We start from the raw sequence: 25,559 nt of genomic DNA on the forward strand, positions 1-25,559 counted from the left end.
AGATATGGGGAAAAAACGCATATACGAATTAGCTAAGGAAATTAATGTTTCGAGTAAGGATATTATTGCTAAAGCTAAAGAGGACGGTTTTGACGTCAAAAATCACATGTCAACACTCGGTGAAAATGAAGAGCGTCAGATTCGTCATGCATTTGCTACTAAAAATAATCAAAAATCTGCAACACCTAAAAAGAAGCCAACCATGTATCGTTCTGCTAAAACCGGCAAGACGGTTGTTGAACGATCTGAGGCAAACAAACAGGAGAACAGAGTGCAACAAAATTCAACGCAGAAACATACCGCACCGGCTAATCGTTCAAATGGGCATAGTCAGACCCAAAGTCGCTCAACTAATCAAACACGTCCAGCGAATCGCACACAAGGGCAATCAACGGGTAATGGTCAGACGCGTAATAACCAGAGTCACGGACGTAATAACCAAAATCAATCACCGCGTACTAACCAGAACCAGACGCGTGCCAACCAAAGTCAAGGACGTAATGATTCACGTCATAACGGGCATTCGAATACACGTAATCAGACGGCAAGACCTACGCAAACAAGTGCTAATAATAATGCTAACCGGTCAGCGAACAGCAATCGCCAGAATGTGAACAACTCGCGTTCGAACACTACTAATCAAAGTGCTTCAACGTCACGGGATAGCCGTCGTAATAATACACAGGGCGGCAACCGGAATTCGGGTTATGGCCGTAATCGTTTTAATAATAACCGGAACAAATACAGCAAGAAAAATAAAAAGAATGGTCGCTTGCGTCAAGTTGAAAATAAGCCAGCACCAACACGTAAAAATAAGCCGTTACCAGAAGTGTTTGAGTATACAGAAGGTACAAACGTCGCCGAAATCGCCAAAAAGATTCATCGTGAGCCAGCAGAAATTATTAAGAAATTATTTATGCTGGGTGTGATGGTCAACCAAAATCAATCCTTGGACAAGGATACAATTGAAATTTTGGCAGCGGATTATGGGATCAAGGCTGAAGAAAAACAAGAAGTTAATGTTTCTGATATTGACAAGATGTTTGAAGAAGAAGCTGAAAATACCAGTTATCTTGAGAGTCGCCCACCAGTTGTAACCATCATGGGGCATGTTGACCATGGTAAAACAACCTTACTTGATAAGTTGCGTCATAGCCATATTACGGCTGGTGAAGCTGGCGGAATTACACAGGCCATTGGTGCGTATCAACTAAAACACGACGGCAAAATCATCACCTTCTTGGATACGCCAGGGCATGCAGCGTTTACTGAGATGCGGGCACGTGGGGCTGATATTACCGACATTACAATTTTGGTTGTTGCAGCGGATGATGGTGTTATGCCTCAAACTATTGAAGCTATTAACCATGCTAAGGCTGCCAAAGTGCCAATTATTGTGGCAGTCAACAAGATTGATAAGCCAGGGGCAAATCCTAACCACGTTATGGAACAATTAACCGAATATGGTCTAATTCCAGAAGACTGGGGCGGCGATACCATTTTCGTTGAAATTTCGGCTAAATTTGGCAAGAACCTGGACGAATTACTCGACATGATTTTACTTCAAGCAGAAGTTATGGAACTTAAAGCCAATCCAAAGCAAAGTGGTGCAGGTTCCGTAATCGAAGCCAGTTTGGATCCTGGTAAGGGCTCGATTGCCACCGTCTTAGTGCAACAAGGTACAATGCGGGTTGGTGATCCGATTGTAGTCGGTAATACGTTTGGCCGGGTCCGCACGATGACTAATGAATTAGGCCGTCGTGTTAAAGAGGCGACACCATCTACCCCTGTTGAGATTACTGGATTGAATGATGTGCCAGAAGCCGGCGATCGTTTTGTTATCTTTGATGATGAAAAATCTGCGCGGGCTGCGGGTGAAGAACGTGCCAAAGAAGCCTTGATGGAAGAGCGGCGTGCAAATAACCATGTGACCTTGGACAACTTGTTTGATTCTCTCAAAGAAGGAGAAATGAAAGAAGTTAACATCATTATTAAAGCGGACGTCCAAGGTTCTGTTGAAGCTTTATCTGGTAGTCTTAAGAAGATTGATGTTAAAGGTGTTCGGGTGAATATCATCCATACGGCTGTAGGTGCCATTAACGAAAGTGACGTGGCCTTAGCAGAAGCAAGTAATGCGATTATTATCGGGTTCAACGTTCGTCCAACCAACCAAGCTAAGCAATTAGCTGACTCTTCAGACGTTGATATTCGTCTTCACCGCGTGATTTACAATGCGATTGACGAAGTAGAATCGGCTATGAAAGGGATGCTTGAACCAACTTACGAAGAAGAAGTTACGGGTCAAGTCGAAGTTCGCCAGATCTATAAAGTTTCGCATGTCGGCACCGTTGTGGGTGGTTACGTCACAGAAGGCTACATTCAAAAAGATAGCGGGGTACGTTTAATACGTGATGGCGTTGTCATTTATGAAGGTAAGCTAGGCAGTTTGAAACGCTTCAAAGATGATGTCAAACAGGTTAAACAAGGTTATGAATTGGGACTTACAATTGATGGCTATAATGACATCAAAGTCAATGATGTTATCGAAAGCTATATCATGAAGGAAGTTCCTGTAGAATAGGAGGAAGCTATATGGCAAGATTATATCGAGCTGATCGTTTAGGTCAGGAGATCGAAAAAGAAATTAGCGATATCATTCGTAAACGTGTGCGTGATCCGCGTGTGCAGGGTATCACAATTACTGGCGTCAATGTGACCGGCGATCTTCAGCAGGCCACGATTTACTACAGTATTTTATCTGACAAGGCTTCTGACGGTGAAAAGGTGGCTACCGGTTTGCAAAAAGCCAAAGGGCTAATTCGCAGTGAATTGGGTTCACGATTATCAATTTACAAAACTCCAGAATTAATCTTTGAACGGGATGCTTCTGTTCAATATGGTAGTCGCATTGATCAGTTAATTAACAAACTAAATTCAGACAACTAGGATACTAGTTTATAGATACGTCAAAAAACCGTCTTTTCACGAGACGGTTTTTTTAGACCTAATTTTTCAAGATATGCAAAGGGCTATGTTATAATTTAAAGCAGTGAAAAAATGGAGGTTGTTGGCATGGATGGCATTATTCCTTTGTATAAACCCCGCGGCATGACCAGTTTCGATTGCGTTGCCAAAGTTCGGGGAATTTTACATCAAAAAAAAGTTGGTCACAGTGGTACTTTGGACCCGAACGTGGAAGGGGTACTCCCGATCTGCGTTGGCAAAGCAACCAAAGTGGTTAATTTTTTAATGGAAGCCGGTAAAACCTATGAAGGTAGCGTTACATTTGGGTTTGCGACCACCACGGAAGACCTGGATGGCGAGGTTGTTGAAGAGCAGAAACTCCAAGCACCTTTTACGCACGCCGAGCTTGATCAAGCTATTTTAAAGCTGACTGGTGAAATTACGCAGATTCCGCCTATGTATTCTGCAATTAAGATCAAGGGCAAGAAACTATACGAATATGCACGGGAAGGCATTGAAATTGAACGTCCAAAAAGACGCATTACTATTTATCGTTTTGACCGGATAGGAATGGCAACCTTCAACCGAGAAGCTGGTACTCAGACCATTAACTTCCGGGTGCAGTGTAGTAAAGGGACATACATTCGTACGCTAGCGGTGGATTTGGGTAAACGATTAGGGGTGCCCGCAGTAATGTCAAAGTTGGTGCGGACGAGTAGTGGTGGATTTAAGCTTTCCGATACGGTCACTTTTGAGCAATTAGAGACAGCTGCTCAAACTAAGACGCTTGAAACCTTAATTCACCCCCTTGATACAGCATTAAATAACTTTCCGCAGTTTGATTTAACGGATGAACTGTGGAGTCGGGTACGAAACGGGGCTATTTTGAGACGTAGCAATTTTGATCAGCCACGTCAGGCAGCACCAGTTTTAGCCTTACGTTATCAAGGAAAAGTGCAGGCTTTATACCAATATGATGAAAAACGTGTGGCGTATCGCCCGTTAACGATGTTAATCAGAGACTAGGAGGCTGTCATGAAAGTTATCTATTTACATCATCCTTATCAAAAGAAAAATATTCCTGCCCAAGATGTCGTTTTGGCATTGGGCTTTTTTGGCGGCGTCCACCTTGGCCATCAGGCAGTTATTACTCAAGCCCGCTTGGAAGCTACTAAACGTAAACTCCCGTTGGCTGCGATGACATTTGACCATCACCCAGCAGTTGTATTCCCTGCGCGTCATGTGGATGGCGTTCATTACTTAACCTCAGTTGAGCGCAAAGCGGCGTTAATGGCTGACTTGGGGGTTGATATTCTCTATGTGGTTAGTTTTACGTCTTCTTTTGCACACTTAACGCCGCAAGATTTTGTGGATCAATATATCGTGGCATTGCACGCGCGGGCGGTGGTAGCTGGCTTTGATTACACGTATGGACCCCGTGATGAGGCCAATATGGCCAAACTGCCTCAATATGCGCAAAAACGTTTCGACATTGTGGAAGTACCAGAGTTTCTTTTGGATGGCCAGAAAGTCAGTTCCACGCAAATTCGTGAAGATCTCGAAAATAGTGATGTAGATCACGCTAATTCTTTTTTGGGCTACCATTATCAAACAGACGGGTTGGTGGTACATGGCGAAGCGAGAGGACGGACATTAGGTTTTCCAACTGCAAATGTGTTGTCAGATCCATGGGTAAGAATACCTGGCATTGGCATTTATGCGGTGCGGATCAAAATTGGCGGCAAATGGTGGAAAGGCATGGCTTCCATTGGACGTAATGTCACTTTTGGTGATAATCGACCGATTACCATTGAGATTAATATTTTTGATTTTGACCAAGAAATTTACGGAGAAACCGTTTCTGTTGAATGGTTTCATTATCTTCGTGGCGAAATTAAATTTGCCGGTGCTGATGAATTAATTGACCAGCTGCATCAGGATGAAAGAAATATCCGAGAATATTTTGCGCAGCTGAATCTTTGAAAATTCTGAATTGGCATCCATAAAAATATTTTTACAACTTGGAGCTTGTTTTCGACAAATAGTCGAAGGCAGGCTCTTTTATTTTGTGACATCAATGAATAACGACATCCTCTAAGTAAGTCAAATCCGGCGTAAATAAGATTTAAGATTTTTAATGATCTTAATTAAGATCACGTTCACTTCTCAAGGGCTCACATTTTAAATCAATTTGAAATGTGAAAGTGCTTTTGGAATCCCATTATTACGATAATCATCTGTTTTATAATCAGCAACGCTTAATAAACCTGATACCGAATTACCCATAGCAATGCCAGTGTCAACAATTTTTAGCATACTAATGTCGTTATTCCCATCGCCGAAAGCAAAAGATTTGGCTCCAGAAAGTTCAGCCATTGAAAGAAGTTTTCTTATCCCATATGCTTTAGAAACATTTTGATTAACAGTATCAATTGTAACTTCGGAATTTCTCATGAAATTAAGTGACGTGAATTTTTTACGATACTTATTTTCAAGCTCGGGACTTGAACGAGGTATAAAAACAAGTAGCATAAGAACTGGATTAATTCGATAAAAGTTCGGCATTTTCATAGGAATAGGTCTGTGCATCTCGGTAAATAAAGATTCTGTATATTTATTGTTAAGCGTGACTGCAACTCCATCAGAACTATGATATGCCAAGGCCACATTGTCATTGCTTGCGCAAAATGAAATTTCCTCTAACACCTCTGTAGATATTGGTTGTTGATAGATGTGCCTATTTCCAATAAATAAGTCTGCTCCATTTGAACCAATCACCGTTTGAATACCACTCTCTTTTATAATTTCTCCAAGCTCATATTGATTTTTTCCAGTACTGATAACTGGAAGGACATTATTATGTTTTAACTGATTCACAGCTTTAATATTGGCTTCATATACATGTTTTTCTGGATTCAATAATGTTTTATCTAAGTCAAAAAATACGACCGCTTTATATTTTTTCATAAAGGTCTCCTTCTAATTCGATACTTCTGAAATAAATGTATTATTTGGTATTTCTTGAGTCAAGCTAAAAAGGACGAGTTTTGAATTTTATGTATATATTATGTATACACATATATAAATACGTGTACAAGATATTCTTCTTTTAGCTGAAAAGCAGTTGAAACAACAAAGGAAGCGCTTCATAATTGAATTTGTTCACAGAGGTACCCTGTGTTACACACATGTGTTTAGTTGTCCATAACTGAGGTGAGACAGATGCAAATTTCAATCAACAAAAAATCTATGATTCCTGTTTATGAACAAATTGCAAATGAACTACGAGATAAAATGTACAATGGTGATTTGCAAGACGGAGATCAAATTGATTCAGAACCCAAGCTTTGTATGATACTAAAAGTAAGTCGCGGAACGGTTAGAAAAGCACTTGAAGTTCTAATCAAAGAGGGTAGATTAACGAAAATTCATGGGAAAGGCACATTCGTTACGAACCCTGATGTTGCTTACCCATTAGGTGGAAAACTATATTCTTTTGCTGAAACGCTCGATATGCAGCATCTAAACTACGATACTCAAGTTGTAAAGCAAGATCTGCTATCAGCTAACAAAGAAATAGCTGAACACCTGAATATCCCGATTGGAGATAAATTTTTATATCTCGAACGTTTACGTTCTGTTCAAGGTGAGAAAGTAATGCTGATTGAAAATCGAGTAAATATCAATATTTGTCCCGGAATAGAAAGAAAAAACTTTAATAATGTTAGTTTATTTGCTGAAATAGAGGGTATTTCAGGCAAATCAATTGATTCTGCGATGAGTACTTATGAAGCACTAACAGTTGGCAACAAAAGGGGAGATCTCTTAAATTTGCCTGCCTCATCGCCAATTTTCAAGGTACAACAAACAGTTTTTATGCCAAATCATAAGCCCATAGAATATGGCTCGGTTTGGCTTAAAGCTAATAAATATTTTTTAACTACTACTTTACAACGTAGATAAATTTAGGAGGAATTTACTTTATGCCTTTAATTAATGGTTTTGATCTCATTGATATTATAAAAGAGCGTCATGTTGTTGCCGGTGCATTTAATACAACTAATTTGGAAACAACCATTGGTATTTTAGATGCTGTTGAAAAGAGTGGTATACCTGCGTTTATTCAGATTGCCCCAACAAATATTCCTGTTTCGGGTTACGACTATATTTACGATATGGTAGCTCGTAAAGCTAAGACAATGGACACACCTGTAACGTTGCATTTGGATCACGGAAAAACATTTGATTCTGTTCGCTCTGCAGCTCAGGCAGGTTTTGGTTCTGTAATGACAGATAATGCTAAGTATGATTACGATGAAAATATACAACATACTTTTGAAGCTGTTCAGTATGCCAAAGGCTATGGTATACCGGTTGAAGCAGAGCTGGGGGCAATCGCTGGTAAAGAAGACGACGATGTCACTGAAGGCAATGGGAAAACTGATCCGAGCCAAGTTGTTGATTTTGTATCTCGAACTGGTGTAGATCTTTTAGCAGTGGCAGTTGGTAATGTACATGGTCTAAATCTAGATCCGAACATTGATTTCCCCTTAATCAAAAAAATCCAAGAAGTTTGTCCTGTACCCTTAGTTCTCCATGGTGCGTCGGGGATCCCAGATAGTCAAATTGCTCAAATGGTAGATAATGGTGTCATAAAAATAAACGTTGCTAGCGATCTTCGTACTGCGTTTATCAAAGCTGCTGGCAAGGATTATCAAAAAGAACCGGATCGATTCGACTTGGTAAACGTTTGTTTGGATGCGGAAAAAGCAGTTGAAGATGTGGTTTACAAAAAGATTCAGGTAATGAATCGAAACTCACCAACAAAAGTTAGATAACTAAAAGGAGATGGGAGTTATGAATAAAGGAACAAAAAATTCCATTTCATTTGATTCATCCTTTGTTAAGCACATCAATGAAAGACTTGATTTTGGTGAAATTGTAAAAAAAATGTCAAAAAATTTATTATCAAAAAAACTAGTTACCACAGATTACCCACGGGCAGTGAAGGATCGCGAAATTAAATTTCCTACTGGGCTTCCAACCGAGCCCGTGGGGGTAGCAATTCCACACACGGATCCCAAATATGTGGTTGACAACGCAGTATCTGTTGCAGTATTAAAATATCCAATTGAAATGACGGTAATGGGAACAACTACCAATAAGGTAAGCGTATCAATTATCTTTCTTCTTTCATTGGCACAGTCAAATAAGCAGTTGAATATTTTAAAGCGAATCATGTCTGTAGTACAGAACCAAAGTTTATTAAAAAGTTTTTCAACCGAGTCTGATGAAGAGATCACCCAACAAGTAGAAAAAGCAATTTTGGAGGAAATATAATGGCTAACAATAAAAAAAATATCTTGTTCGTTTGTGCTACGGGGATTGCAACTTCAACTGTAGTAGCTGAGAAAACTATGGAATTCTTGCATGAAAATGGATTGGATGCAGATTATGTGCAAACAAACGTTGCTTCACTACCAGAATATGATAAAAATGACGCTGATTTGATCATTGCAACTACTGAAGTACCATACGAAACTGGAATTCCTGTAATTCGTGCACTACCGTTAATCACAGGCATTGGCGCTGATAAGGTATTAAATGATATCAAAGAGGCAATTGAAAAGTAAGGAAGCGGAATAAATGACAAATTTGGCAAATACTCTTAACGAAGGTGTCCAGTATATACTTGGACTTGGCGCCACCGTTATGTTACCACTGTTTCTTTTTGTATTATCTTTATGTTTTAAGATGAAAGCTTCCAAAGCATTACGGTCCGCCTTAACCGTTGGCGTTGGTTTTGTCGGTATTAATGCTGTGATGACCATTCTTTCGGATAATGTCGGTCCAGCAGCAAAAGCGATGGTTGCACATATAGGTATTAATCTTCCACATGCTGATCTTGGTTGGCCTGCACTTTCTGCGATCACTTGGGGTCTGCCACTTGCACCTTTTGTTATCATTATGACGATTGTGATCAACGTCATTATGTTGGCGTTTAAGTGGACTAAGACAGTCGATGTTGATTTGTGGAATTACTGGCATTTTGCACTTGCCGGAACTCTTGTTTATTATGTAACTGGAAACTTTTGGCTCGGAATCTTCGCATCAGCTGTTATCACTGTTATCGTCTTTAAAATGGCGGACTGGGCGGCGCCACTTGGTGAAAAGTATTTTGGTTTGACTGGGATCTCATTACCAACGGTTTCTTCAATCACGTTCTGGCCAATTGGTTTATTAGGCAATTGGATTTTTGACCATATTCCTGGCTTAAATAAGATCCACATTAACCCTGAGAATATTCAAAAACGTTTCGGAATAATGGGTGAACCACTGATGGTTGGAACATTACTGGGACTTCTTCTGGGTGTTCTTGCGGGGTACCCTGTAAATAAAGTTTTAAATATCGGTATTAATATGGGGGCTGTTATGTTCATTTTACCTCGAATGGTTAGAATTCTGATGGAGGGACTTCTTCCAATTTCCGAAGCGGTTAAAGGATGGCTTAACAAACATATTAAAAATAGTGGGGATCTTTATATTGGTCTAGACATAGCGGTTGCTATTGGGAACCCCGCAGTCATTTCCACAGGATTATTATTAACCCCTATTGCGGTTGGTTTAGCCTTTATTTTGCCGGGAAATGGAACTCTTCCATTAGCTGACTTGGCGAATCTTGCAGTTTTTGCCTCTATGATTGTTTTGGCAAATCATGGTGATATTTTTCGCTCAGTAATTATTGGAATTCCATGTATTATTGGAGATCTCTATATTTCTTCAAATTTAGCTAGCGTCGTTACCAAGATGGCTCGAAACGTAAATTACGCTGGAGCTAAGAGTACGTCCGTAACCAGTTTTTTGGATGGTGGTAATCCTCTCCGTTTCTGGTTAGTAAAAATATTTGAATTAAATCCTATTGCTTTAATCCTAATCCCAGTAATTGGGTTGATTATTTGGTGGTTGTACAGGGTAACTAGAAAAACTGTGTATGGATTAAGCGACGAAAAGAGTACAAATGAATCTAACAATTGATGTTGGCACAACGAATACCAAGGTGTCACTTTGGGAGAATGCCACAACCACTCAACCCATAGAACAAAAAAAATTTAAAACTCCTAAAATAGTGCACGGTGAAATGACAGATTTTAACCCAAATGAATTAATACAAGCTATTAAAGATACTATTTGCAACTTCAAAACCAGCAATAAAGTTTTAATTAAAAAAATTTCTATTGCTAGCGTTGGCGAGTCGGGTGTCTTGATTGACAAAAGGGGAAATATTTCTTCTGAAATGATTGCCTGGTTTGATACCAGATCCCAAAATGTCATAGACGGTCTCTCAACAAATGAAATTAAGACTATATACAATATTACAGGAATTCCTCCACATGCCCATTACTCTGCAAGTAAAATTAGGTGGTTGTTCGATAATGGTGTGGATTCTTCCAAAAAATATACATGGTTGTGTATTCCAGATTATATAGTTTATTGTTTGACTGGAAAAATTGCTACGGAATACTCGATTGCTAGTCGTACTCAGGTCTTAGATTTACGTCAAAAAAAATGGTCTAAAGAAGTCGAAAAAATCTTTGGAATTGATAAGGTGGTATTTCCCAAAATCTATCCTGCAGGTGAAGTAATAGGTGAAGTGCTACCAGATATTTTAAAAGAGTTAAGGATGTCTCAAAACGTTGAGGTAACCATCGCCGGACATGATCATATGGTCGGTTCGTTTTCTAGCGAACAAAAGCAAAGTGAATTGCTTGATTCCACTGGGACTACTGAAGGTATCCTGCTACTGTCAAAATCCTTTAAATCTTTACCAAGTGATGAAAAAAAGGGTGTCGCCTACGGTGTTTATGTAAAACCTGAATATAACACTGTTTTTACTGCTTTACCATCAGCCGGCTCGGTTATTGAGTGGTTTATGGAAATCTATAAATTGACTCCGGAGCAATTTATGCAAACGTTGAACGAAGTAACTAAAGATTATTTGGAAGAAGAAATTTCTTTAGACCGTGTTAATTTTGTGATTCCTCACTTTAGTGGGAGTGGCAGTCCATTTAAATCTACAGATACGCGAGGCCTTTGGTATGGAATTGATAAGGAAACTACGCTGAAAGAACTAGTCTTTGGATTATTTCTTGGCCTAACGTTTGAATTGAAGCATGCCATAGAAACGTTGCCAATGAAGAATGTCCGAAAAATTAAACTCATTGGGCCAGCAGCCAAAGATCCACTTTGGGTGCAATTACGAGCGGACCTGTTACATATAAAGGTTCAAACAATGGAAACACCAGAGGCAGTTTCTAGAGGCGCAAATATAATTGCTTGTGATTACCAATTAAGTAAAATTGCACCAAGTCAGGACTATTTTCCGCGAGAAAATGTTTTGGTTCAAAGGCTTATGGATGTTTATAAATACCAATATAAAGCATTGTATAAAGCCAAAATCACATTTGAATGTTAAATAATCTTTCTAGAGTAATTTAAAAATGTATATTGTTTCAAAATTATGCGGTTAAGTGAAAAATGAATTTTAACGGTTAATATTTGCACATGATTTTTTAATGAAAAGAAGCTGTTAGTAGTTTTGATTTTCTGAATACTACTAGCAGCTTCTTTTGGTGGATTTTAGAAAAATATACAAGTATTGGGCAAAATGGTTTGAATTTATTAATTTTGAACAAGGGTATTCTTTATTAAACGTTGAGGGTCGAAACCAATTGAATTTAAAATGATATTTGCGACAAACATATGTCCAGAAAAATTCGGATGTACGCGATCTTTAGTTACAATATAAGGCGATTGTGATTTCAAGAAACGATCGATCGCGACTTGTATGTCAATGTATTGCAAGTTATTTTGATGCGCAACTTTTTTTGCAAGTACCTGATATTTTTGTAATTTTTTCCGCATCAGATCCTTTGAATTTAATTCAAACATAAATGGGCTGAGTACAAAGATATTCTTAGTTTGTGGCAATGTCTCTTCAATAAGATGCTTATATTCTTGGTAATAAGATTCAGGTGTTGAAAGGGCAATGTTATGTTGGAAATTACTATCAAACCAACGCCAAACGTCGTTGATGCCAATTAAGATAAATACATAATCAGGGCGCAAATCTAAAATATCAGTTTGCCAGCGATTAGTAAGTTGGTGTATACCATTTCCATTGGGGTGGCTGGGATTTATGTGGCAATTAAATGGCTGTAAAAGAGGAGGAAACCTGTGTGGCATCAGCAGTTTATGTTAAGTAGCCAGGTTTGATGAAAACGCATGAAGTTTCACAGTTCTCAAAATGTTACTATCCAGATATACTGTATGTTTGAATGTTAATTCTTCTTCATCTATACACGTAATTTTACAGGAATAAAATGATTGCTTTCAACTTTTCCATTAAATAGTTATTTGCTAAATGGCTGTAATATGGCTATTATTTAAGTTGCCAACTAACTTTTTTTGAAATAGATGAAAGTGATAGCCAAAAATGATCTTATTTTTAATCTTTAGGGACTGAAAAGAAAACTAATAATTGGGAAAATAAAGTGATTGAAGCCTGTTTTTAACAAAGAAAATTTACTTTCCAGTTATATAAGCAGAACTAATGAATTTTCCCGTCATTTTTTGTCAAATATATTACTACAATAATTTTGATGATGTTGATTTTAAGCTGACAACGACAGTTTTTAGAGATTTGATACGGGATATCTTTGGAAAAGGTTTTGGATTTGAAAAAGATGGGAGTTTTAACCATCACCACAAATTAAATGTTATGTTTTGTGAAAAGAGTTACTACGGCGCGGGGGAGATTGCGATACTAACATTTGGAGAATATGCGGGAATTATTAAGCTAGATGATTTCACTGAATTCATTGGGCGATGCATGAATCCTAGAGAACCCTCAGCGGCCAAACGAAAGAAGATGTTAGATGAAATAATGCTTCTGCAAAATAGTAGGTACAACAATTCGTCAGGATATCAAAATAAAAAAGAAACGGTTTTTCACCGGTGGTAAGAGTTTTAAACTTATTATTTCCAGAAACCGGGATAATATTAAGAATATTTCTATCAGTATTAATGAGCATGAAGAAAAATGACAAAACCAAGATTTTAATGGGATAATTGGAAACAGTATCAATGATTTCTCAAGTGATAAAGATGTAAAGGCAGAAGAACTAAAGAAATTCTATATTATTAATGCTTTTATCGCGGGAATAAAAAAGAATTTAGTGATTTTAAAAGATGAAGGAGCAAAGTTATGTCTAAAATTGAACCCAAATTATTCGATGAATTGAAAAAAGTACTTACCTCATTTGGGGATAAATACTTCATTGGCGACGAATTGAATCGTTCAAAAGTGTCCGATGATTTACGAGCTTACGATGAAACTTTACTAGCAAAATTATTTGAAATTGACTTTATCAAAAAGAATTATATTAAAGAGGTTGCGGGGCAAAAGTTATTTCAAATCGATCAACTTGAAGAAGCTATTCTTTACGATGATTATTGGGACACAAGTTATACGAAATATGAAAACCGTGTTGGCTTAACTAGTAATGGCAAGTTTATTGAAGATAACCAGGATGTTGTTTTAGATTTTCCCTTTAAAGATGGCGTCTTAACTGCGAGCATGACCAAAGAAGACAATGAAAATGGTTATGATGATGCTTTCTTAAATGAAGTCATCGAAAAAGATGAAATTGATCGTTTGTTTGATAAGAAGATATTAAATAATGCGAAGAGATATGATGTTAATGGGGGAAAAGATACTGATTATTTTGATGCAGAAAAAGACAATTTGATTGTTAAGGGAAATAATTTATTGGCATTACACACATTAAAAGAAAGATATTTAAGCAAAGTAAAGCAAATAATTATAGATCCTCCATATTATTTTAAATCAGCTAAAGCCAGTGATGCGTTTAATTACAATTCTAATTTTAAAATCTCTTCTTGGCTTGTTTTTATGAAGAACAGACTGGAAGTTTCTAGAGAGCTATTAGCAGATGATGGTATTATTTTCATCATAATTGGTGAAGATGGAATGGCACAGCTGAAGATATTATGCGACCAAATTTTTGAAGAAAATTATGTTGGTATGATTTCATGGAGAAAATCAGATAATCAGGCAAATATTGGTGAGTTTGCTAAAGTGACTGATTATATTTTAATTTATCGCAGATTACAAGTTTAATTCGAACACTTACTAAATAGTTCCCTGAATGTTTCAATGGCAGTTTTCCAGTTTAGAATTTTTAATGGTCGGTTGTTAATCAACTCCGTTGCTTCAATAATTGATTCTTCTGTGACTTTCGCGAAGTTTGTCTTTTTAGGAAAGAACCAACGAATTTTGCGATTGAAATATTCATTAGTTCCACGCTCCCACGGTGAATAAGGGTGACAAAAATATACCTCACGTTGATAGGTGTCTTCAATGAGTTGATAACCTGAGAATTCTTTACCATGATCAGCTGTAAATGATTTTACAGCTGGACCAAAGGTTCTGATGAAGGTTTCAATGGCGTTATTCATTGCATTCTGACTACGGTTTGGAATTTTAATCATCCAAACTAGACGACTCTTTCTTTCTACAAATGTTGCCAAACATGTCTTTGAACCACCTCGTGACGAAAGAACGGTATCCATTTCCCAGTGTCCAAATTCGGAGCGATCATTTATAGCTTGAGGACGATTTTCAATAGTTTTACCAACCTGAAAGCTTCCCCGACGCTCATCTTGATGTTTGTGACGTTGTCCTTTGTCGGGCAATTGTTCAGCCTTAAAGTTGATTTGGCCACTGTAAATCCAGTTATAGATTGAGCTAGTGCAAAGTCTAAGCTCATGTGCGACCTCATCAGGTGAATGTGTCAAACGTAAATGGTTCTCAATTAAGCGTTTCAGCATTGGAGTTAAAATTGATTTTCTTCCTGAATGATGTCGTTGTTGTTCGGCATCCGCCTGTGCCAATATAGGGTTATATGGCTGAACTCTCTTGAGTTCATAACTGATGGTGGATTTGGACACATTGAGTGCGGAAGCAATTTTGTTTTGAGAATAACCGATATTTAGCAAATGGTAGATGGCACCGCGATCGAATTGTGTTAAAGTAGAGAAGCTCATAGTAATGTATCTTCTTTCATGGTTTGGTTGTGGTGACTACCATTGTAGGACATTACTATGGGTCTTTGTTTACATTTTTTTAGGTGTTCGAATTAATTATATAATCTGCGTTATAAAAAAACTAGTAAAGCTAAGCTAAATAAATTACCTCTTACAGAAAAGGCCAAAAAGGAATATCGCTATTCGGATGAAAACGGAAGTTTTAGACGACAAATATTGTTGGATAAAACGAGAGGAAGACATTGGTACGATTTAACGACACCAAGTGGAAAAACATTAAAAGGTCCTTGGATGAAGCCTAAGAATGTTATTTTGAAAATGGACAAAAATAACGAAATATACTGGACAAAAGGAGGAGAGGAGCAGCCATACGGAAAATTGTACCTGTCAAAGTCAAAAGGACAGATTGCAAATGATTTCTGGGATACTTCTTTTGGATCAAATCAACGTGGCTCAAATGAAATGAAGTTATTATTTAAGAATAGAGCTTTTGATTTTCCAAAACCGGAAAAGTTGATTGAAAATTTGATATCTATTGGTTCTAACGAAGGTGATATCGTACTAGATTTCTTCATGGGTTCTGCAACTACTCAAGCGGTTGCAATGAAAATGAATCGTCGTTTTATTGGTATTGAACAAATGGATTATATTAATACTGTTTCGGTTCCTCGTTTGCAAAAGGTCATCGCTGGCGAACAAGGTGGCATTTCTAAAAACGTTAATTGGAAAGGTGGCGGCTCATTTGTCTATACTGAGTTGATGCAAAAGAATATGGGCTATTTGCAAGATATTGTCTCTTCTAAAACAATCGAAAAATTACATGAAGTTTATAATCGCATGTTGTCAGGTGTAAATGGCTCACAAGAAGCAGCAGACATATCTTTCAAAGCAGATTTGGATAAAATCGAATGGGACGCAACTAAGGTTAAATTTGATGATCAAAAACGTCTCTTGGTTAAATTGCTTGATAAAAATGGGTTATATTATAACTACTCTGAAATCGATGATGAAAATATTCGTGAATTTTTATCAAATAATGATTATCAATTCAATCAAAGCTTTTATAAAGCAGGTGAGTAATCATGGCGAATTCTAAAAAGAAGGATATTCAATCATTGGAATTTCCCTTAGTGGAACAAGCCGAGCAGGCAGAAAGAAATTTGTTTCAAGAGAATTGGACAATCCCCGAATATATTACAAATAATTTAGCTCACACCTTGCGACCATATCAAGATAAAGCTTTAAGTAATTACCGTTATACACAAACGCAAATAAAGCCTAGCCCACAACACGTCTTGTTCAATATGGCAACGGGATCTGGAAAAACTGATTTAATGGCGGCTTTGATCTTGTATTTGTATCAAGATAAAGGCTACAGTAATTTCTTGTTTACTGTGAATACGAATTCGGTTCTTATGAAGACTAAAGATAATCTGATTAATACTGATAGTGAAAAGTATCTTTTTAAAGATAAAATCGAGATTAATGGGCAGCATATTACTATTCAAGAAGTAAATCGTTATCCACGAATTAAACAAGCAAATACAATTTATCTTAAACTAGCGACTGTTCAAACAGTTTCGAATGATTTGTTTACGGTCAAAGAAAATGCTATGGGCTTAACCGATTATGAGCAAGGTTCAGTCGCAATCTTAGCTGATGAAGCTCATCATTATTCTGCAAGTACCAAATCTGAAAAAGCGGCAGAACACACTTGGGAATCAGCAATTAACAAAGTTTTGAATGCTAGAAATAATGCAGATCAAAAGAACTTGTTGCTAGAGTTTACAGCAACAGTGGATTTTGAAAAGACGTCTATATATGACAAATACCGTGATAAAGTTGTTTATCGTTACCCTTTAAGCCGTTTTATGTATGATGGTTACTCGAAACAAGTTAAACGGATTGAAACATCAGCTAGTGATGAAGAAAAAATGCTAAATGTTGTACTGCTTTCTCAGTTTAGAAAATATCGTGCTCAAATTGAAAATGTTACAAGTACCTTTAAACCAGTTATCATGTTTAAATCGGCTAAAGTCGCTGTTTCAAAAAAAGCGAATGCTAAATTTAATGAAATTATCGCCAAGCTAACGGCTAAAGATTTATTAACGTTTATCGAACGCCAGCAGTTGATGGATAGCAACGATAATGCAGCTCTAGAGATTGCTTATAATTATTATTTAAAAAACAAAGATAACCTAGGTAAGATTGTTCGTGAAATTAAACATGATTTTGACCCTAAAAATGTGTTAAATGCTAATGACGCTAGTGGCAACATGCTTGAAAAAGGGCGGTATAAGGCATTGAATACTTTAGAAAGTCCCAATAATTTTTATCGTGTTGTTTTCGCGGTTGCCAAACTCACTGAAGGCTGGGATGTTTTGAACTTATATGATATTGTTCGTATCAGTGAGGAGGCAGCAACTAATAAAAATGCCACTATGGTAGAGGCTCAATTAATTGGACGTGGTGCACGCTACTATCCATTTGAAATAAATGGGGAAAAAAGTTATCAACGAAGATTCGATGAAGATCCATCAAACAACCAGCTTATTTTAGAAACACTTCACTATCACACGATGAATGAACCACAATACTTAAAACAACTTGTTGGATCATTAAAGCAAATGGATTTACCTACTGGAAAAGATAGTAAAAATCCACCTATTGAAATAAAAGTTAAATCGGATTTTAAAAAAACCGAAGCTTATCGGCATGGACGGATTTATTATAATGAATCCATTGACGTTCCTAGTAGTTACTTTGACAATATTCAAAAATATGGCATTGAGCATAAGGTTGATTTGCAACGTAATTTAAATTACGGTTCGCGGGAAGTTAAGTATTCAGCGTATTCAACAACTGTTGAGACTAAGACCATTAGTGTTTCAAGGTTTGATGATCGTTATGTTAAGAAAGCTATCCAAAAGTTAGATTTTTATCAATTTTCGAATTTAAAACAGTATATTCCCGATCTTCGATCCATGGATGATTTTATTTATGGTGCAAACTGGTTGAATGCCAATAATCTAAAATTATTTTTGACGGTACCAATTGAATATCGTGAAGTGAATTTGACCGCAGAGGAAATTTTAAAGGTTATCGTTGATCTTTTGAAAGAATATCAAGTTAAAATCCAATCTGGTTATGTTAAGAAGAGAGGAACTAATAACTTTATCGGCTATCCAATTAAAGAATACCTCAGTAATTATAATAAACGTGTACCAGAATATGACACTCAGACGCAATTTGATAAAACACAGGATATTAAAGTTTATCAAATGAAAGACGAACCATTTTATGTTTATGATAATGCTATTGTGAACCGACTTGAGTATCAGTTAATTGAACGTATTAAAGCTTATGTTGCAGATTTAAAGGTTAAGTATGGTAAAGCAGTGTATCTATTCCGTATGGATGAAATGATGCATCGAGAATCAGCTAAGAGTGAAAAGCTGAAGTTACATCAATATCAAATGAATCCTAAATTTGGTATTCATTTGACAGGATTCCAACCCGACTTCATTTTATTTCTTGAAGATACGAATGATTATTATTTCCAAATCTTTATTGAACCCAAAGGAATGAGTGGCGAGCGCTTTGAGAAAGAGTTGTGGAAAGAAGAACTTCTGTTGTATATGACAGATCATCATGCTGATATGGAATTTATGGATAATGAAAGCAATATTCAGATTAGTGGTTTAAAATTCTATACTAATGGCGATGGACGTGGTGCAATGAAGCAACTAAAAGAAATCACAAACATCATAGATTATACGGATCAAAAAAAGCAACCAACAGACATGGTTGCTGAAGATGATGATACTAATTTTTCTATCTAAGTAACATTGGTGACTCACATTATTTTTGATAAAGTTGAAGGTAACACTTTAAAAAGCCTCGACGTTAAAGATTATTAAAACTTAGTGAAGATGTTTTCTAATGAATTAGGTATTGAGAAGGTTTGAAAAGCTGCACGATCTGGTATGAAATATGTTTATCATCTTACTGGCGAAAGGACAGCGCATACCAGTGATTATCACAATATTTTTCAAAAGGGACACGTTCAGCAGTGGAGCATGTCCCTTTTGTTTTTACGTAAAATGTACGTGGCTAAAACCCATTAAGTATATTTTGGATAAGTTAAGCATGACCATTCCTAGTTACCGTTTTTGATTCGATGATGAGAATCAAATTTCATTGATTTGGTTTTGGGCCTCTGTTGACCTCCTATTTTCACCAATTCGTGCAGTAAACTTATCATGAATTTCGTTACGGACTACATCTGGTGTGTTGTCGTAAATTTTGATTGTATTCAAATTTGTCATGTATAGCCCTGCCTGGCTAATGCCGGCTATGTGCGCTGGGATTTATGTGGCGTTATGCGTTCAACTCGTCTGAATAGGGCTTATAGACTGAATTTAGTAGAAGCTTAGATAGACAGAGTGGCACAGAATTTGTAAGTTTAACATAGCCGAATAAGAATTGGTCGACCGGTAACGTGTTTTCGTTTTGTAGCAGCTTGTCAAATTGCTGCCACTACAAACCGCAGATTTCACTTTACGATTCACCTGCTTATTGTGCGTGGGGCGTAATACCTTGAGAACACGACATGTAACGCTGATTTCATAAGATTTATCCGAGTCTGAATTTACTTCTTGCGCTAGTTGTTAAATGGTTTGATATTGTTCGTCTGAATTGCATTTCCTTCTTACTGGTTCATGGAATTCTTTTAGGATAGTGGCAGAGACATATTCAAGTCGGTCCTTGAGGCGTTTGATCTCTGGGCCTTCTTTTCTTTCAAGCACAGTGACTTGACCATTATCTTCCCTGGTCTTATCACAAAAATCGGCGAGTGATGATTTGGCCTCCTTCGTTCATTCTTGACCCACGTATGGACTTAGTCATTGGAAACAGCGAAGGGCTTTATTACTCCAACATAGTCCAATTCATTGGCGATAGTCTATTGTGCGATTTCGATATGTTTAGCTTTCATCCATCTTTCATTAGAGTGACCCCTAGTGAATTTAAGTAATTTACCGCTATTATACCGGGACACCCATTGAACTATGACACTATCATTGGGGATACCAAACACTCTAGCTATCTTGGAACACGAGAAATTATTTGCAATATATTTATGAACCATCGCAACCTTAAACTCTTGAGGTAGTTTTGATTGGTCCATCGCTTCTTGAGCCATCCACTGCATCTGTTTCATAACGTTCTAGCCATTGTTGGGTTTGTGAATCATATTGTCTACGAACTGATTTAGCAGACTGTCCATTTTGTACCAGACCAGTATATGGAAGTTTCTCTTCTAAAGTATGTCTAGACGCTTTCGGCGCATACAAACTCCTTCCTAGGAATACAAGGTTTAATTATTTGCTTAACTACACGATGAAACGTATATTCTTTGCGCGTTTGCATGATCTCTTTTTAGACGAGGTTGTAAGTCATGATATTTCGTTAAATCTAACTGTAGAGTTCACTACAAATATTCTTATAGAAGGTATTAAACAAGTCCCATAGAAGCTCAGATAGCGAACAATAATCATTCCGACTAGGGATTTCAATATCTGAATCCACGTTAGAATCGTATTTAAAAAAATAAGATTATTTAAAGTATGGTCCTATAAGATAACGTGTCTAGATAATGCAGTCATAGAAATTTTTTCCATATCTAAAGCAGAGGTTTATGATCAAAAGCAGCCAATTATGCTAGAAGAATTATCTTCCATGATATCAAGCTGGATTTATTATAATCAAACAAGGTGCAAAAGGAAGCCGGTTCGCAAATGTCCAGTAACATACCAAACTCTTGTCACCTAGAGAGTGGATTAAAATTTCGCTCAATATTTGGAGTTCGTTCCAAAGACCATTTTTTTGTTTGATATTTATCAATATAAGCAGCTTGTAAGGTGACTAGTTCGCTTTGCAAGCTGTTTTTAAGTTTCGATAAGTAATTGTTAATTTTTTAATCAATTAGGGGTGGTTAATGAAGTGGCCCGTGGATTATACTTTTTCAGTGTTATGCAAGTGCGAGGGTGTTTATTTTGAAAACAGAGATAAAAGTGTTAAAGTAAAAAATATTCGATTTTCTGGTTAACTGGTTTGATATTATGAGAAGCCTGCCTAATGATAACTTATTTTAGGATTATTAGGTACTGAAATGGCAGCGCTTTATTAGCTTTTGCAATGCCAGATTACAACAAAAAAATATGATCAAAGCAACATGAAAAGGAGAAAAAATGACAGATAAAAAACACTACGGGGCTGATATGATCGTTGACACCCTAGCTAACCATCACGTTGATTATGTTTTTGGCATTCCTGGTGCCAAGATCGATCGCGTGTTTGAAAAATTGGAACATCCAACAAATCCAAAGGCTCCTAAATTGATCGTTGCCCGCCATGAACAAAACGCTGCCTTTATGGCCGGTGGAATTGGCCGAATTACCGGGAAACCCGGAGTTACTATTGTGACTTCAGGACCTGGAGCCTCTAACTTAGCAACTGGTCTCGCAACGGCAAATACCGAAGGCGACCCTGTTTTAGGAATTGCCGGTCAGGTTAAACGTGCGGATCTCCTGCGTTCAACTCATCAACGCATGCGGAATGCTGACTTGTTCGAGCCCATCACCAAATACTCAGCAGAGATTCAAGATCCCGAAAATACGTCTGAGATTATTTCCAATGCTTATCAAGCGGCTGCCTCAGGCAAACAAGGTACCAGTTTTGTGTCCGTACCGCAAGACGTTTCGGACAGCGTGGTGAAAACGGCCCCGATCGATCCAATTGAAGAACCGCGATTGGGACCTGCGAGTCTGGCTGATATGATGGAAGTTGCACAAAAGATTAAAGAAGCTGAATTGCCGGTCCTGCTGTTAGGTATGCGAGCCTCTTCAGAAGAAGTCACATCCGCGATTCGTAATTTGTTGCGTACGACTGAGCTGCCAGTGGTCGAAACTTTCCAGGGAGCTGGAATTGTCAGTCATAAACAAGTACAGAATTTCTATGGCCGGGTCGGTTTATTTAGAAATCAACCAGGCGATAAGCTCCTTGCCCAAAGTGATTTGGTCATTGCCATTGGGTATGATCCTGTAGAATATGAACCACGCAACTGGAATCCTAATGCGGATGCAAAAATTATTGTGATTGATAATAGCCCGGCAGAAATTGACAATAATTTTCAGCCGAAAACGGAACTGATTGGTGATATTGCGCAAACATTAGATCTCCTGACGCCGCAGTTAAGAGAGTATAAAGTACCAGGTGGCGCCTCGCGATACTTAGCTGACTTACAAAAACAGTTGACCACCCGTGATGTGCCACCAGTGGATTCAAGTAAACAATTAACCCATCCGCTGTCAATTATTGCGGCCTTACAGAAACGCGTGACAGACGAAATGACGGTCACAGTGGATGTTGGCAGTCACTACATTTGGATGGCGCGTCATTTTCGCAGTTATGAGCCTCGCCATCTCCTGTTTAGTAATGGGATGCAGACTTTAGGAGTCGCCTTGCCATGGGCAATTGCTGCCACGCTCGTGCGTCCTGGCAAAAAAGCGGTATCAATTTCCGGTGATGGTGGTTTCTTATTTTCAGGGATGGAACTGGAAACGGCGGTCCGTTTACATGCGAATATTGTTCACATTATTTGGAATGATGGAAATTACGATATGGTTAAATTCCAAGAAGAACTGAAATATAACGGTCAGAGTGCGGGGGTCCATTTTGGGCCTGTTGATTTTGTTAAATACGCTGAAAGTTTTGGCGCAAAAGGATATCGGGTAAACGAACCGGGACAATTAGATGAAGTATTAGACAAAGCTTTTGCGGTGAATGGCGGGCCTGTCCTAGTAGATATTCCGGTTGATTATACCGAAAATCATGAACTGGGCAAAGTCATGCTGCCGGATCAATTGTAAGGAGTGTAAAAAGTGGATAGGAAGAAAGTTTTATATCAACATGGGACGTTAGCGATGTTAGTTCCCGGTTTATTTACTGGGACACAAACGGTCGCAGAATTGCTTAAACATGGTGATACTGGTATCGGCACCCTGACCGGTCTCAATGGAGAGTTGATCATCGTCGACGGTGTGTGCTATCAAGCAAATGCAGCCGGTCAGATTCGCCAAGTTGATGGCCATGAACTAGTACCGTTTGCCAACAGCCACTATTTGCAAGATACGTTAGCGTCTAAAATTGGTGCCGTTGGCCAAGATAAACTATGGACATTTTTGGAAGCACAAATTCCTTCTAAAAACCTTTTTTACGGTGTGCGGCTAACTGGCACGTTTAAAAAGGTAAAAACGCGTGCTGTGAAGGAACAAACCAAACCTTTCCCAACTTTAAAACAAACGGCCAGCCAACAACAGGAGTTTTCTCGTGAGAATGTGGACGGAACTGTGATTGGGTATTTTGCGCCCGAGCTTTATGGTAGAACAGCGGTTCCGGGTTTTCACTTGCATTTTTTGTCTGCCGATCACAGCTTTGGCGGCCACATATTAGAGCTTTCATCAACGGCAACTAAACTGTATCTTCAAGAATTTTCATCTTTAGAATTACATCTTCCCAGTGAAAATACCGATTTTCGAAAGAAAAAGCTATCCGGTAATTTGATCCAGGAGATTAAAGATGCAGAAAGCTAGTTGAGTGGTAAATTAAGAAGAATATTTAATCATTAAAAATTCGGGGTCTCTGTCAAATTGTATTGGTGGAGATTTTTGAAAAGCATGTTCACTTCGGTGAATGTGCTTTTTTTGTTTACGCATAAATTAAACTGATACGAATGAAAAAGTTATGAATATTTTGAAAACCAAAACAGCTACGCTTTAACACCTTAATTTTACGATTTAGTCCTTCAATAGGACCGTTGGAATACGGATAACGACAACTATTGAGAACAGCAGGACCATTCTTTATTAAAGTTGAGATAGTAATATCCATTTGGTTGCCAGCCGCCTTGTAGTTGGCAATCAAGGTTTTAAATCCAACCGCATCTTTTTGTTGAATGGCTGTTAGAATTCCTTGATAGGTTTGATACACAGTTTTAAATTCTGGAAATTCATCTAAGGCTAGGTCAATGGCGTTCTGTTGGGTCATGTATTCGTTGATACCGTGTAAATAGATAAGTTTAGTATCATTGACCTTTTCTTCTGCCAAATGGAACAAACGCCATTGAGATTTTAGAATGCGATAAACTCGGGAATGCTTATCTTGAAAAGTATGGATCACACGTGTACGTTCGTTATCCAGTGCCCGACCGGCAAGTTGAATAATGTGGAAACGGTCAATGATGGTTATTGCCTTAGGAAATAACCGATGAATAAAGCCAGCATACTCAGCATTCATATCAACGGTGATTGTTTGAACTTTCATACGTTCTTGAACTGAATAGCGAGCTTCAAAGTAATCAATGATATCCTTACTAAGGCGATCCTTAAGAATCACAATGCGGCGATGACTAACGGCATCGCAACAGTTAAAGGACATTAGATGATTACAGGAACGGAATTCATCAAAACAAAGATTTTGGGGGAGTGTTTTAACACGATAAGCTAAGTGAATATTCGCATTTAAAATGCGTTGAACACTACTTGGTGAAATCCCACAAATCTTAGCGATTTCTTTACTGGTCAGCATATCCCGAGCCAGAACAATTACTTGATGTTTCACATTATGCGTAAAAGTTTCATTACGTTTAACGAGGTTAGTTTGAGCACCACAGGTTTTTAAACACCGTTTACATTGATATCTTTGTCGTTTTAGCTGCATCTCATAACGTCCACCTGATAAGGTTCCCAATCTTAGATGGCCAATGTGAGTTCCATTTTTGATTAGAGATTTATGGCCACAATGAGGACATTTTAAAAGTTGATAGGAAAGGATAGCGTGAACGACATGAACGTGTTGCCCATTGGGATAATGTTCCTTAGTAATCTCAGTTACAGTTAAATTAGGGTCTGTTATTTCGAATAGGCTTAGGATAGAATTAGTTAGGGACATTTGTTTTTCCTCTTTTCGATTTTATTAGGCGATTAAATCGTAACACAAAGAGGGCAAATGTCCTTTTTTTTTTCAAAATAAAAACTGGTATCAGTTATTCACCAATACCAGAAAGTGTAGACCCAAAATTCGGTCTTGCTTTGAGGTGTAATCAAAGGTTAAGGCCGTTTTTTATAAAAAGGTCATATTATTTTCAAGACCGTACGTCAAAATAGCGTGCTAGTTTTACTGATTCAGATTTTGGGGAGACAATCAATTCTTGATTACCTAGCTATTTCATTATCAGGAGAATTGATAACTGAGCGAACCACGACCACCCGCTTGAGTATAGTTGGTAGTGCTCGTCATTTGATAAGATAGCTAGTATTGCGCGAAGAAATGAGATTTCTAGATCATCAACGTCTTCTCAGGTACGTCAATAACTAAACGCAATGTGAACACTGTAGATTAAGTTCATT

20 protein-coding genes and 1 pseudogene are annotated in these 25,559 nt (G+C 37.8%); 16 read left to right on the top strand and 5 right to left on the bottom strand.

Annotation, left to right across the window (positions count from 1 at the left end):
• Positions 1 to 4: 4 nt before the first annotated feature.
• The 4 genes from infB to ribF all read left to right on the top strand — a co-directional run bounded on the left by infB (position 5) and on the right by ribF (position 4,947).
• Complete coding sequence (gene infB, locus ACLJJ6_RS04305; RefSeq protein ID WP_412990196.1) at positions 5 to 2,581, top strand: translation initiation factor IF-2; 2,577 nt, start codon at positions 5 to 7, stop codon at positions 2,579 to 2,581.
• A gap of 11 nt (positions 2,582 to 2,592) precedes the next feature.
• Positions 2,593 to 2,946, top strand: a complete 354-nt coding sequence (gene rbfA / locus ACLJJ6_RS04310; RefSeq protein ID WP_412990197.1) for a 30S ribosome-binding factor RbfA — start codon at positions 2,593 to 2,595, stop codon at positions 2,944 to 2,946.
• 126 nt (positions 2,947 to 3,072) lie between these two features.
• Entirely contained in the window at positions 3,073 to 3,990 is a 918-nt protein-coding gene (gene truB, locus ACLJJ6_RS04315) for a tRNA pseudouridine(55) synthase TruB (RefSeq protein ID WP_412990198.1), read from the top strand.
• Between the two features lie 9 nt (positions 3,991 to 3,999).
• Entirely contained in the window at positions 4,000 to 4,947 is a 948-nt protein-coding gene (gene ribF / locus ACLJJ6_RS04320) for a riboflavin biosynthesis protein RibF (RefSeq protein WP_412990199.1), read from the top strand.
• Positions 4,948 to 5,145: 198 nt separating this feature from the next.
• Here the strand turns inward: ribF and ACLJJ6_RS04325 are convergent, their stop codons facing one another.
• Positions 5,146 to 5,931 (bottom strand): Cof-type HAD-IIB family hydrolase, encoded by a 786-nt coding sequence (locus ACLJJ6_RS04325; protein WP_412990200.1) that lies wholly within the window; start codon positions 5,929 to 5,931, stop codon positions 5,146 to 5,148.
• Positions 5,932 to 6,186: 255 nt separating this feature from the next.
• On the opposite strand from ACLJJ6_RS04325, the gene ACLJJ6_RS04330 reads away from it, so the two are divergent.
• The 6 genes from ACLJJ6_RS04330 to ACLJJ6_RS04355 are packed head-to-tail and all read left to right on the top strand — an operon-like array spanning position 6,187 to position 11,437.
• A complete protein-coding gene (locus tag ACLJJ6_RS04330) occupies positions 6,187 to 6,927 on the top strand; it encodes a GntR family transcriptional regulator (RefSeq protein ID WP_412990201.1) in 741 nt (246 codons plus the stop codon).
• A gap of 20 nt (positions 6,928 to 6,947) precedes the next feature.
• Positions 6,948 to 7,802: a class II aldolase gene (locus tag ACLJJ6_RS04335; protein WP_412990202.1), complete on the top strand. Its 855-nt coding sequence runs from the start codon at positions 6,948 to 6,950 to the stop codon at positions 7,800 to 7,802.
• 19 nt (positions 7,803 to 7,821) lie between these two features.
• Entirely contained in the window at positions 7,822 to 8,304 is a 483-nt protein-coding gene (locus ACLJJ6_RS04340) for a PTS sugar transporter subunit IIA (RefSeq protein WP_412990203.1), read from the top strand.
• Positions 8,304 to 8,597 carry a PTS sugar transporter subunit IIB gene (locus ACLJJ6_RS04345; RefSeq protein ID WP_412990204.1) on the top strand — a complete coding sequence of 98 codons (294 nt, stop codon included), beginning with the start codon at positions 8,304 to 8,306 and terminating at the stop codon, positions 8,595 to 8,597. The genes ACLJJ6_RS04340 and ACLJJ6_RS04345 overlap by 1 nt, the downstream gene beginning before the upstream one ends.
• Positions 8,598 to 8,610: 13 nt before the next feature.
• Complete coding sequence (locus ACLJJ6_RS04350) at positions 8,611 to 9,999, top strand: PTS galactitol transporter subunit IIC (RefSeq protein WP_412990205.1); 1,389 nt, start codon at positions 8,611 to 8,613, stop codon at positions 9,997 to 9,999.
• Entirely contained in the window at positions 9,983 to 11,437 is a 1,455-nt protein-coding gene (locus ACLJJ6_RS04355) for an FGGY-family carbohydrate kinase (protein ID WP_412990206.1), read from the top strand. The genes ACLJJ6_RS04350 and ACLJJ6_RS04355 overlap by 17 nt, the downstream gene beginning before the upstream one ends.
• A 206-nt stretch (positions 11,438 to 11,643) precedes the next feature.
• Here ACLJJ6_RS04355 and ACLJJ6_RS04360 read toward each other — a convergent pair whose 3' ends face one another.
• Positions 11,644 to 12,207, bottom strand: a complete 564-nt coding sequence (locus tag ACLJJ6_RS04360) for a GDSL-type esterase/lipase family protein (RefSeq protein WP_412990207.1) — start codon at positions 12,205 to 12,207, stop codon at positions 11,644 to 11,646.
• Between the two features lie 367 nt (positions 12,208 to 12,574).
• Between ACLJJ6_RS04360 and ACLJJ6_RS04365 the strand changes: the two genes are divergently transcribed.
• Both ACLJJ6_RS04365 and ACLJJ6_RS04370 read left to right on the top strand, forming a co-directional pair.
• On the top strand, positions 12,575 to 12,985 hold the full coding sequence (locus ACLJJ6_RS04365) for a hypothetical protein (RefSeq protein WP_412990208.1): 411 nt from the start codon (positions 12,575 to 12,577) through the stop codon (positions 12,983 to 12,985).
• A gap of 243 nt (positions 12,986 to 13,228) precedes the next feature.
• Positions 13,229 to 14,164 (top strand): site-specific DNA-methyltransferase, encoded by a 936-nt coding sequence (locus ACLJJ6_RS04370; RefSeq protein WP_412990209.1) that lies wholly within the window; start codon positions 13,229 to 13,231, stop codon positions 14,162 to 14,164.
• On the opposite strand, the gene ACLJJ6_RS04375 is transcribed toward ACLJJ6_RS04370, so the two are convergent.
• On the bottom strand, positions 14,161 to 15,090 hold the full coding sequence (locus ACLJJ6_RS04375) for an IS30 family transposase (protein ID WP_412988322.1): 930 nt from the start codon (positions 15,088 to 15,090) through the stop codon (positions 14,161 to 14,163). The genes ACLJJ6_RS04370 and ACLJJ6_RS04375 overlap by 4 nt on opposite strands.
• Before the next feature lie 99 nt (positions 15,091 to 15,189).
• Between ACLJJ6_RS04375 and ACLJJ6_RS04380 the strand changes: the two are divergent.
• A pseudogene (locus ACLJJ6_RS04380) lies at positions 15,190 to 16,170 on the top strand (DNA methyltransferase); the annotation flags it as partial.
• 2 nt (positions 16,171 to 16,172) lie between these two features.
• Complete coding sequence (locus tag ACLJJ6_RS04385) at positions 16,173 to 18,932, top strand: DEAD/DEAH box helicase family protein (protein WP_412990210.1); 2,760 nt, start codon at positions 16,173 to 16,175, stop codon at positions 18,930 to 18,932.
• A 348-nt stretch (positions 18,933 to 19,280) separates the two neighbouring features.
• On the opposite strand, the gene ACLJJ6_RS04390 is transcribed toward ACLJJ6_RS04385, so the two are convergent.
• Positions 19,281 to 19,418 carry a hypothetical protein gene (locus ACLJJ6_RS04390; protein ID WP_412990211.1) on the bottom strand — a complete coding sequence of 46 codons (138 nt, stop codon included), beginning with the start codon at positions 19,416 to 19,418 and terminating at the stop codon, positions 19,281 to 19,283.
• 1,923 nt (positions 19,419 to 21,341) lie between these two features.
• On the opposite strand from ACLJJ6_RS04390, the gene alsS reads away from it, so the two are divergent.
• Positions 21,342 to 23,021, top strand: a complete 1,680-nt coding sequence (gene alsS / locus ACLJJ6_RS04395; RefSeq protein ID WP_412990212.1) for an acetolactate synthase AlsS — start codon at positions 21,342 to 21,344, stop codon at positions 23,019 to 23,021.
• A 12-nt stretch (positions 23,022 to 23,033) separates the two neighbouring features.
• Positions 23,034 to 23,744: an acetolactate decarboxylase gene (gene budA / locus ACLJJ6_RS04400; RefSeq protein WP_412990213.1), complete on the top strand. Its 711-nt coding sequence runs from the start codon at positions 23,034 to 23,036 to the stop codon at positions 23,742 to 23,744.
• Positions 23,745 to 23,859: 115 nt separating this feature from the next.
• On the opposite strand, the gene ACLJJ6_RS04405 is transcribed toward budA, so the two are convergent.
• On the bottom strand, positions 23,860 to 25,101 hold the full coding sequence (locus ACLJJ6_RS04405; RefSeq protein WP_412988180.1) for an ISL3 family transposase: 1,242 nt from the start codon (positions 25,099 to 25,101) through the stop codon (positions 23,860 to 23,862).
• Between the last annotated feature and the right edge of the window lie 458 nt (positions 25,102 to 25,559).

This window comes from Pediococcus siamensis, from assembly GCF_047220215.1.
In the GTDB taxonomy this organism is placed as follows: Bacteria; Bacillota; Bacilli; order Lactobacillales; family Lactobacillaceae; genus Pediococcus; species Pediococcus siamensis.

Excerpts from the sequence above, each read along its gene's own strand:
- ACLJJ6_RS04375 (WP_412988322.1), bottom strand. The coding sequence starts at position 15,090 with ATGAGCTTCTCTACTTTAACACAATTCGATCGCGGTGCCATCTACCAT.
- ACLJJ6_RS04370 (WP_412990209.1), top strand. The coding sequence starts at position 13,229 with ATGTCTAAAATTGAACCCAAATTATTCGATGAATTGAAAAAAGTACTT.
- ACLJJ6_RS04365 (WP_412990208.1), top strand. The coding sequence starts at position 12,575 with ATGAATTTTCCCGTCATTTTTTGTCAAATATATTACTACAATAATTTT.
- rbfA (WP_412990197.1), top strand. The coding sequence starts at position 2,593 with ATGGCAAGATTATATCGAGCTGATCGTTTAGGTCAGGAGATCGAAAAA.
- ACLJJ6_RS04360 (WP_412990207.1), bottom strand. The coding sequence starts at position 12,207 with ATGCCACACAGGTTTCCTCCTCTTTTACAGCCATTTAATTGCCACATA.
- ACLJJ6_RS04345 (WP_412990204.1), top strand. The coding sequence starts at position 8,304 with ATGGCTAACAATAAAAAAAATATCTTGTTCGTTTGTGCTACGGGGATT.
- ACLJJ6_RS04340 (WP_412990203.1), top strand. The coding sequence starts at position 7,822 with ATGAATAAAGGAACAAAAAATTCCATTTCATTTGATTCATCCTTTGTT.
- ACLJJ6_RS04350 (WP_412990205.1), top strand. The coding sequence starts at position 8,611 with ATGACAAATTTGGCAAATACTCTTAACGAAGGTGTCCAGTATATACTT.
- ACLJJ6_RS04385 (WP_412990210.1), top strand. The coding sequence starts at position 16,173 with ATGGCGAATTCTAAAAAGAAGGATATTCAATCATTGGAATTTCCCTTA.
- ribF (WP_412990199.1), top strand. The coding sequence starts at position 4,000 with ATGAAAGTTATCTATTTACATCATCCTTATCAAAAGAAAAATATTCCT.
- alsS (WP_412990212.1), top strand. The coding sequence starts at position 21,342 with ATGACAGATAAAAAACACTACGGGGCTGATATGATCGTTGACACCCTA.
- ACLJJ6_RS04325 (WP_412990200.1), bottom strand. The coding sequence starts at position 5,931 with ATGAAAAAATATAAAGCGGTCGTATTTTTTGACTTAGATAAAACATTA.
- truB (WP_412990198.1), top strand. The coding sequence starts at position 3,073 with ATGGATGGCATTATTCCTTTGTATAAACCCCGCGGCATGACCAGTTTC.
- ACLJJ6_RS04355 (WP_412990206.1), top strand. The coding sequence starts at position 9,983 with ATGAATCTAACAATTGATGTTGGCACAACGAATACCAAGGTGTCACTT.
- ACLJJ6_RS04335 (WP_412990202.1), top strand. The coding sequence starts at position 6,948 with ATGCCTTTAATTAATGGTTTTGATCTCATTGATATTATAAAAGAGCGT.
- ACLJJ6_RS04390 (WP_412990211.1), bottom strand. The coding sequence starts at position 19,418 with ATGACAAATTTGAATACAATCAAAATTTACGACAACACACCAGATGTA.
- infB (WP_412990196.1), top strand. The coding sequence starts at position 5 with ATGGGGAAAAAACGCATATACGAATTAGCTAAGGAAATTAATGTTTCG.
- ACLJJ6_RS04330 (WP_412990201.1), top strand. The coding sequence starts at position 6,187 with ATGCAAATTTCAATCAACAAAAAATCTATGATTCCTGTTTATGAACAA.
- ACLJJ6_RS04405 (WP_412988180.1), bottom strand. The coding sequence starts at position 25,101 with ATGTCCCTAACTAATTCTATCCTAAGCCTATTCGAAATAACAGACCCT.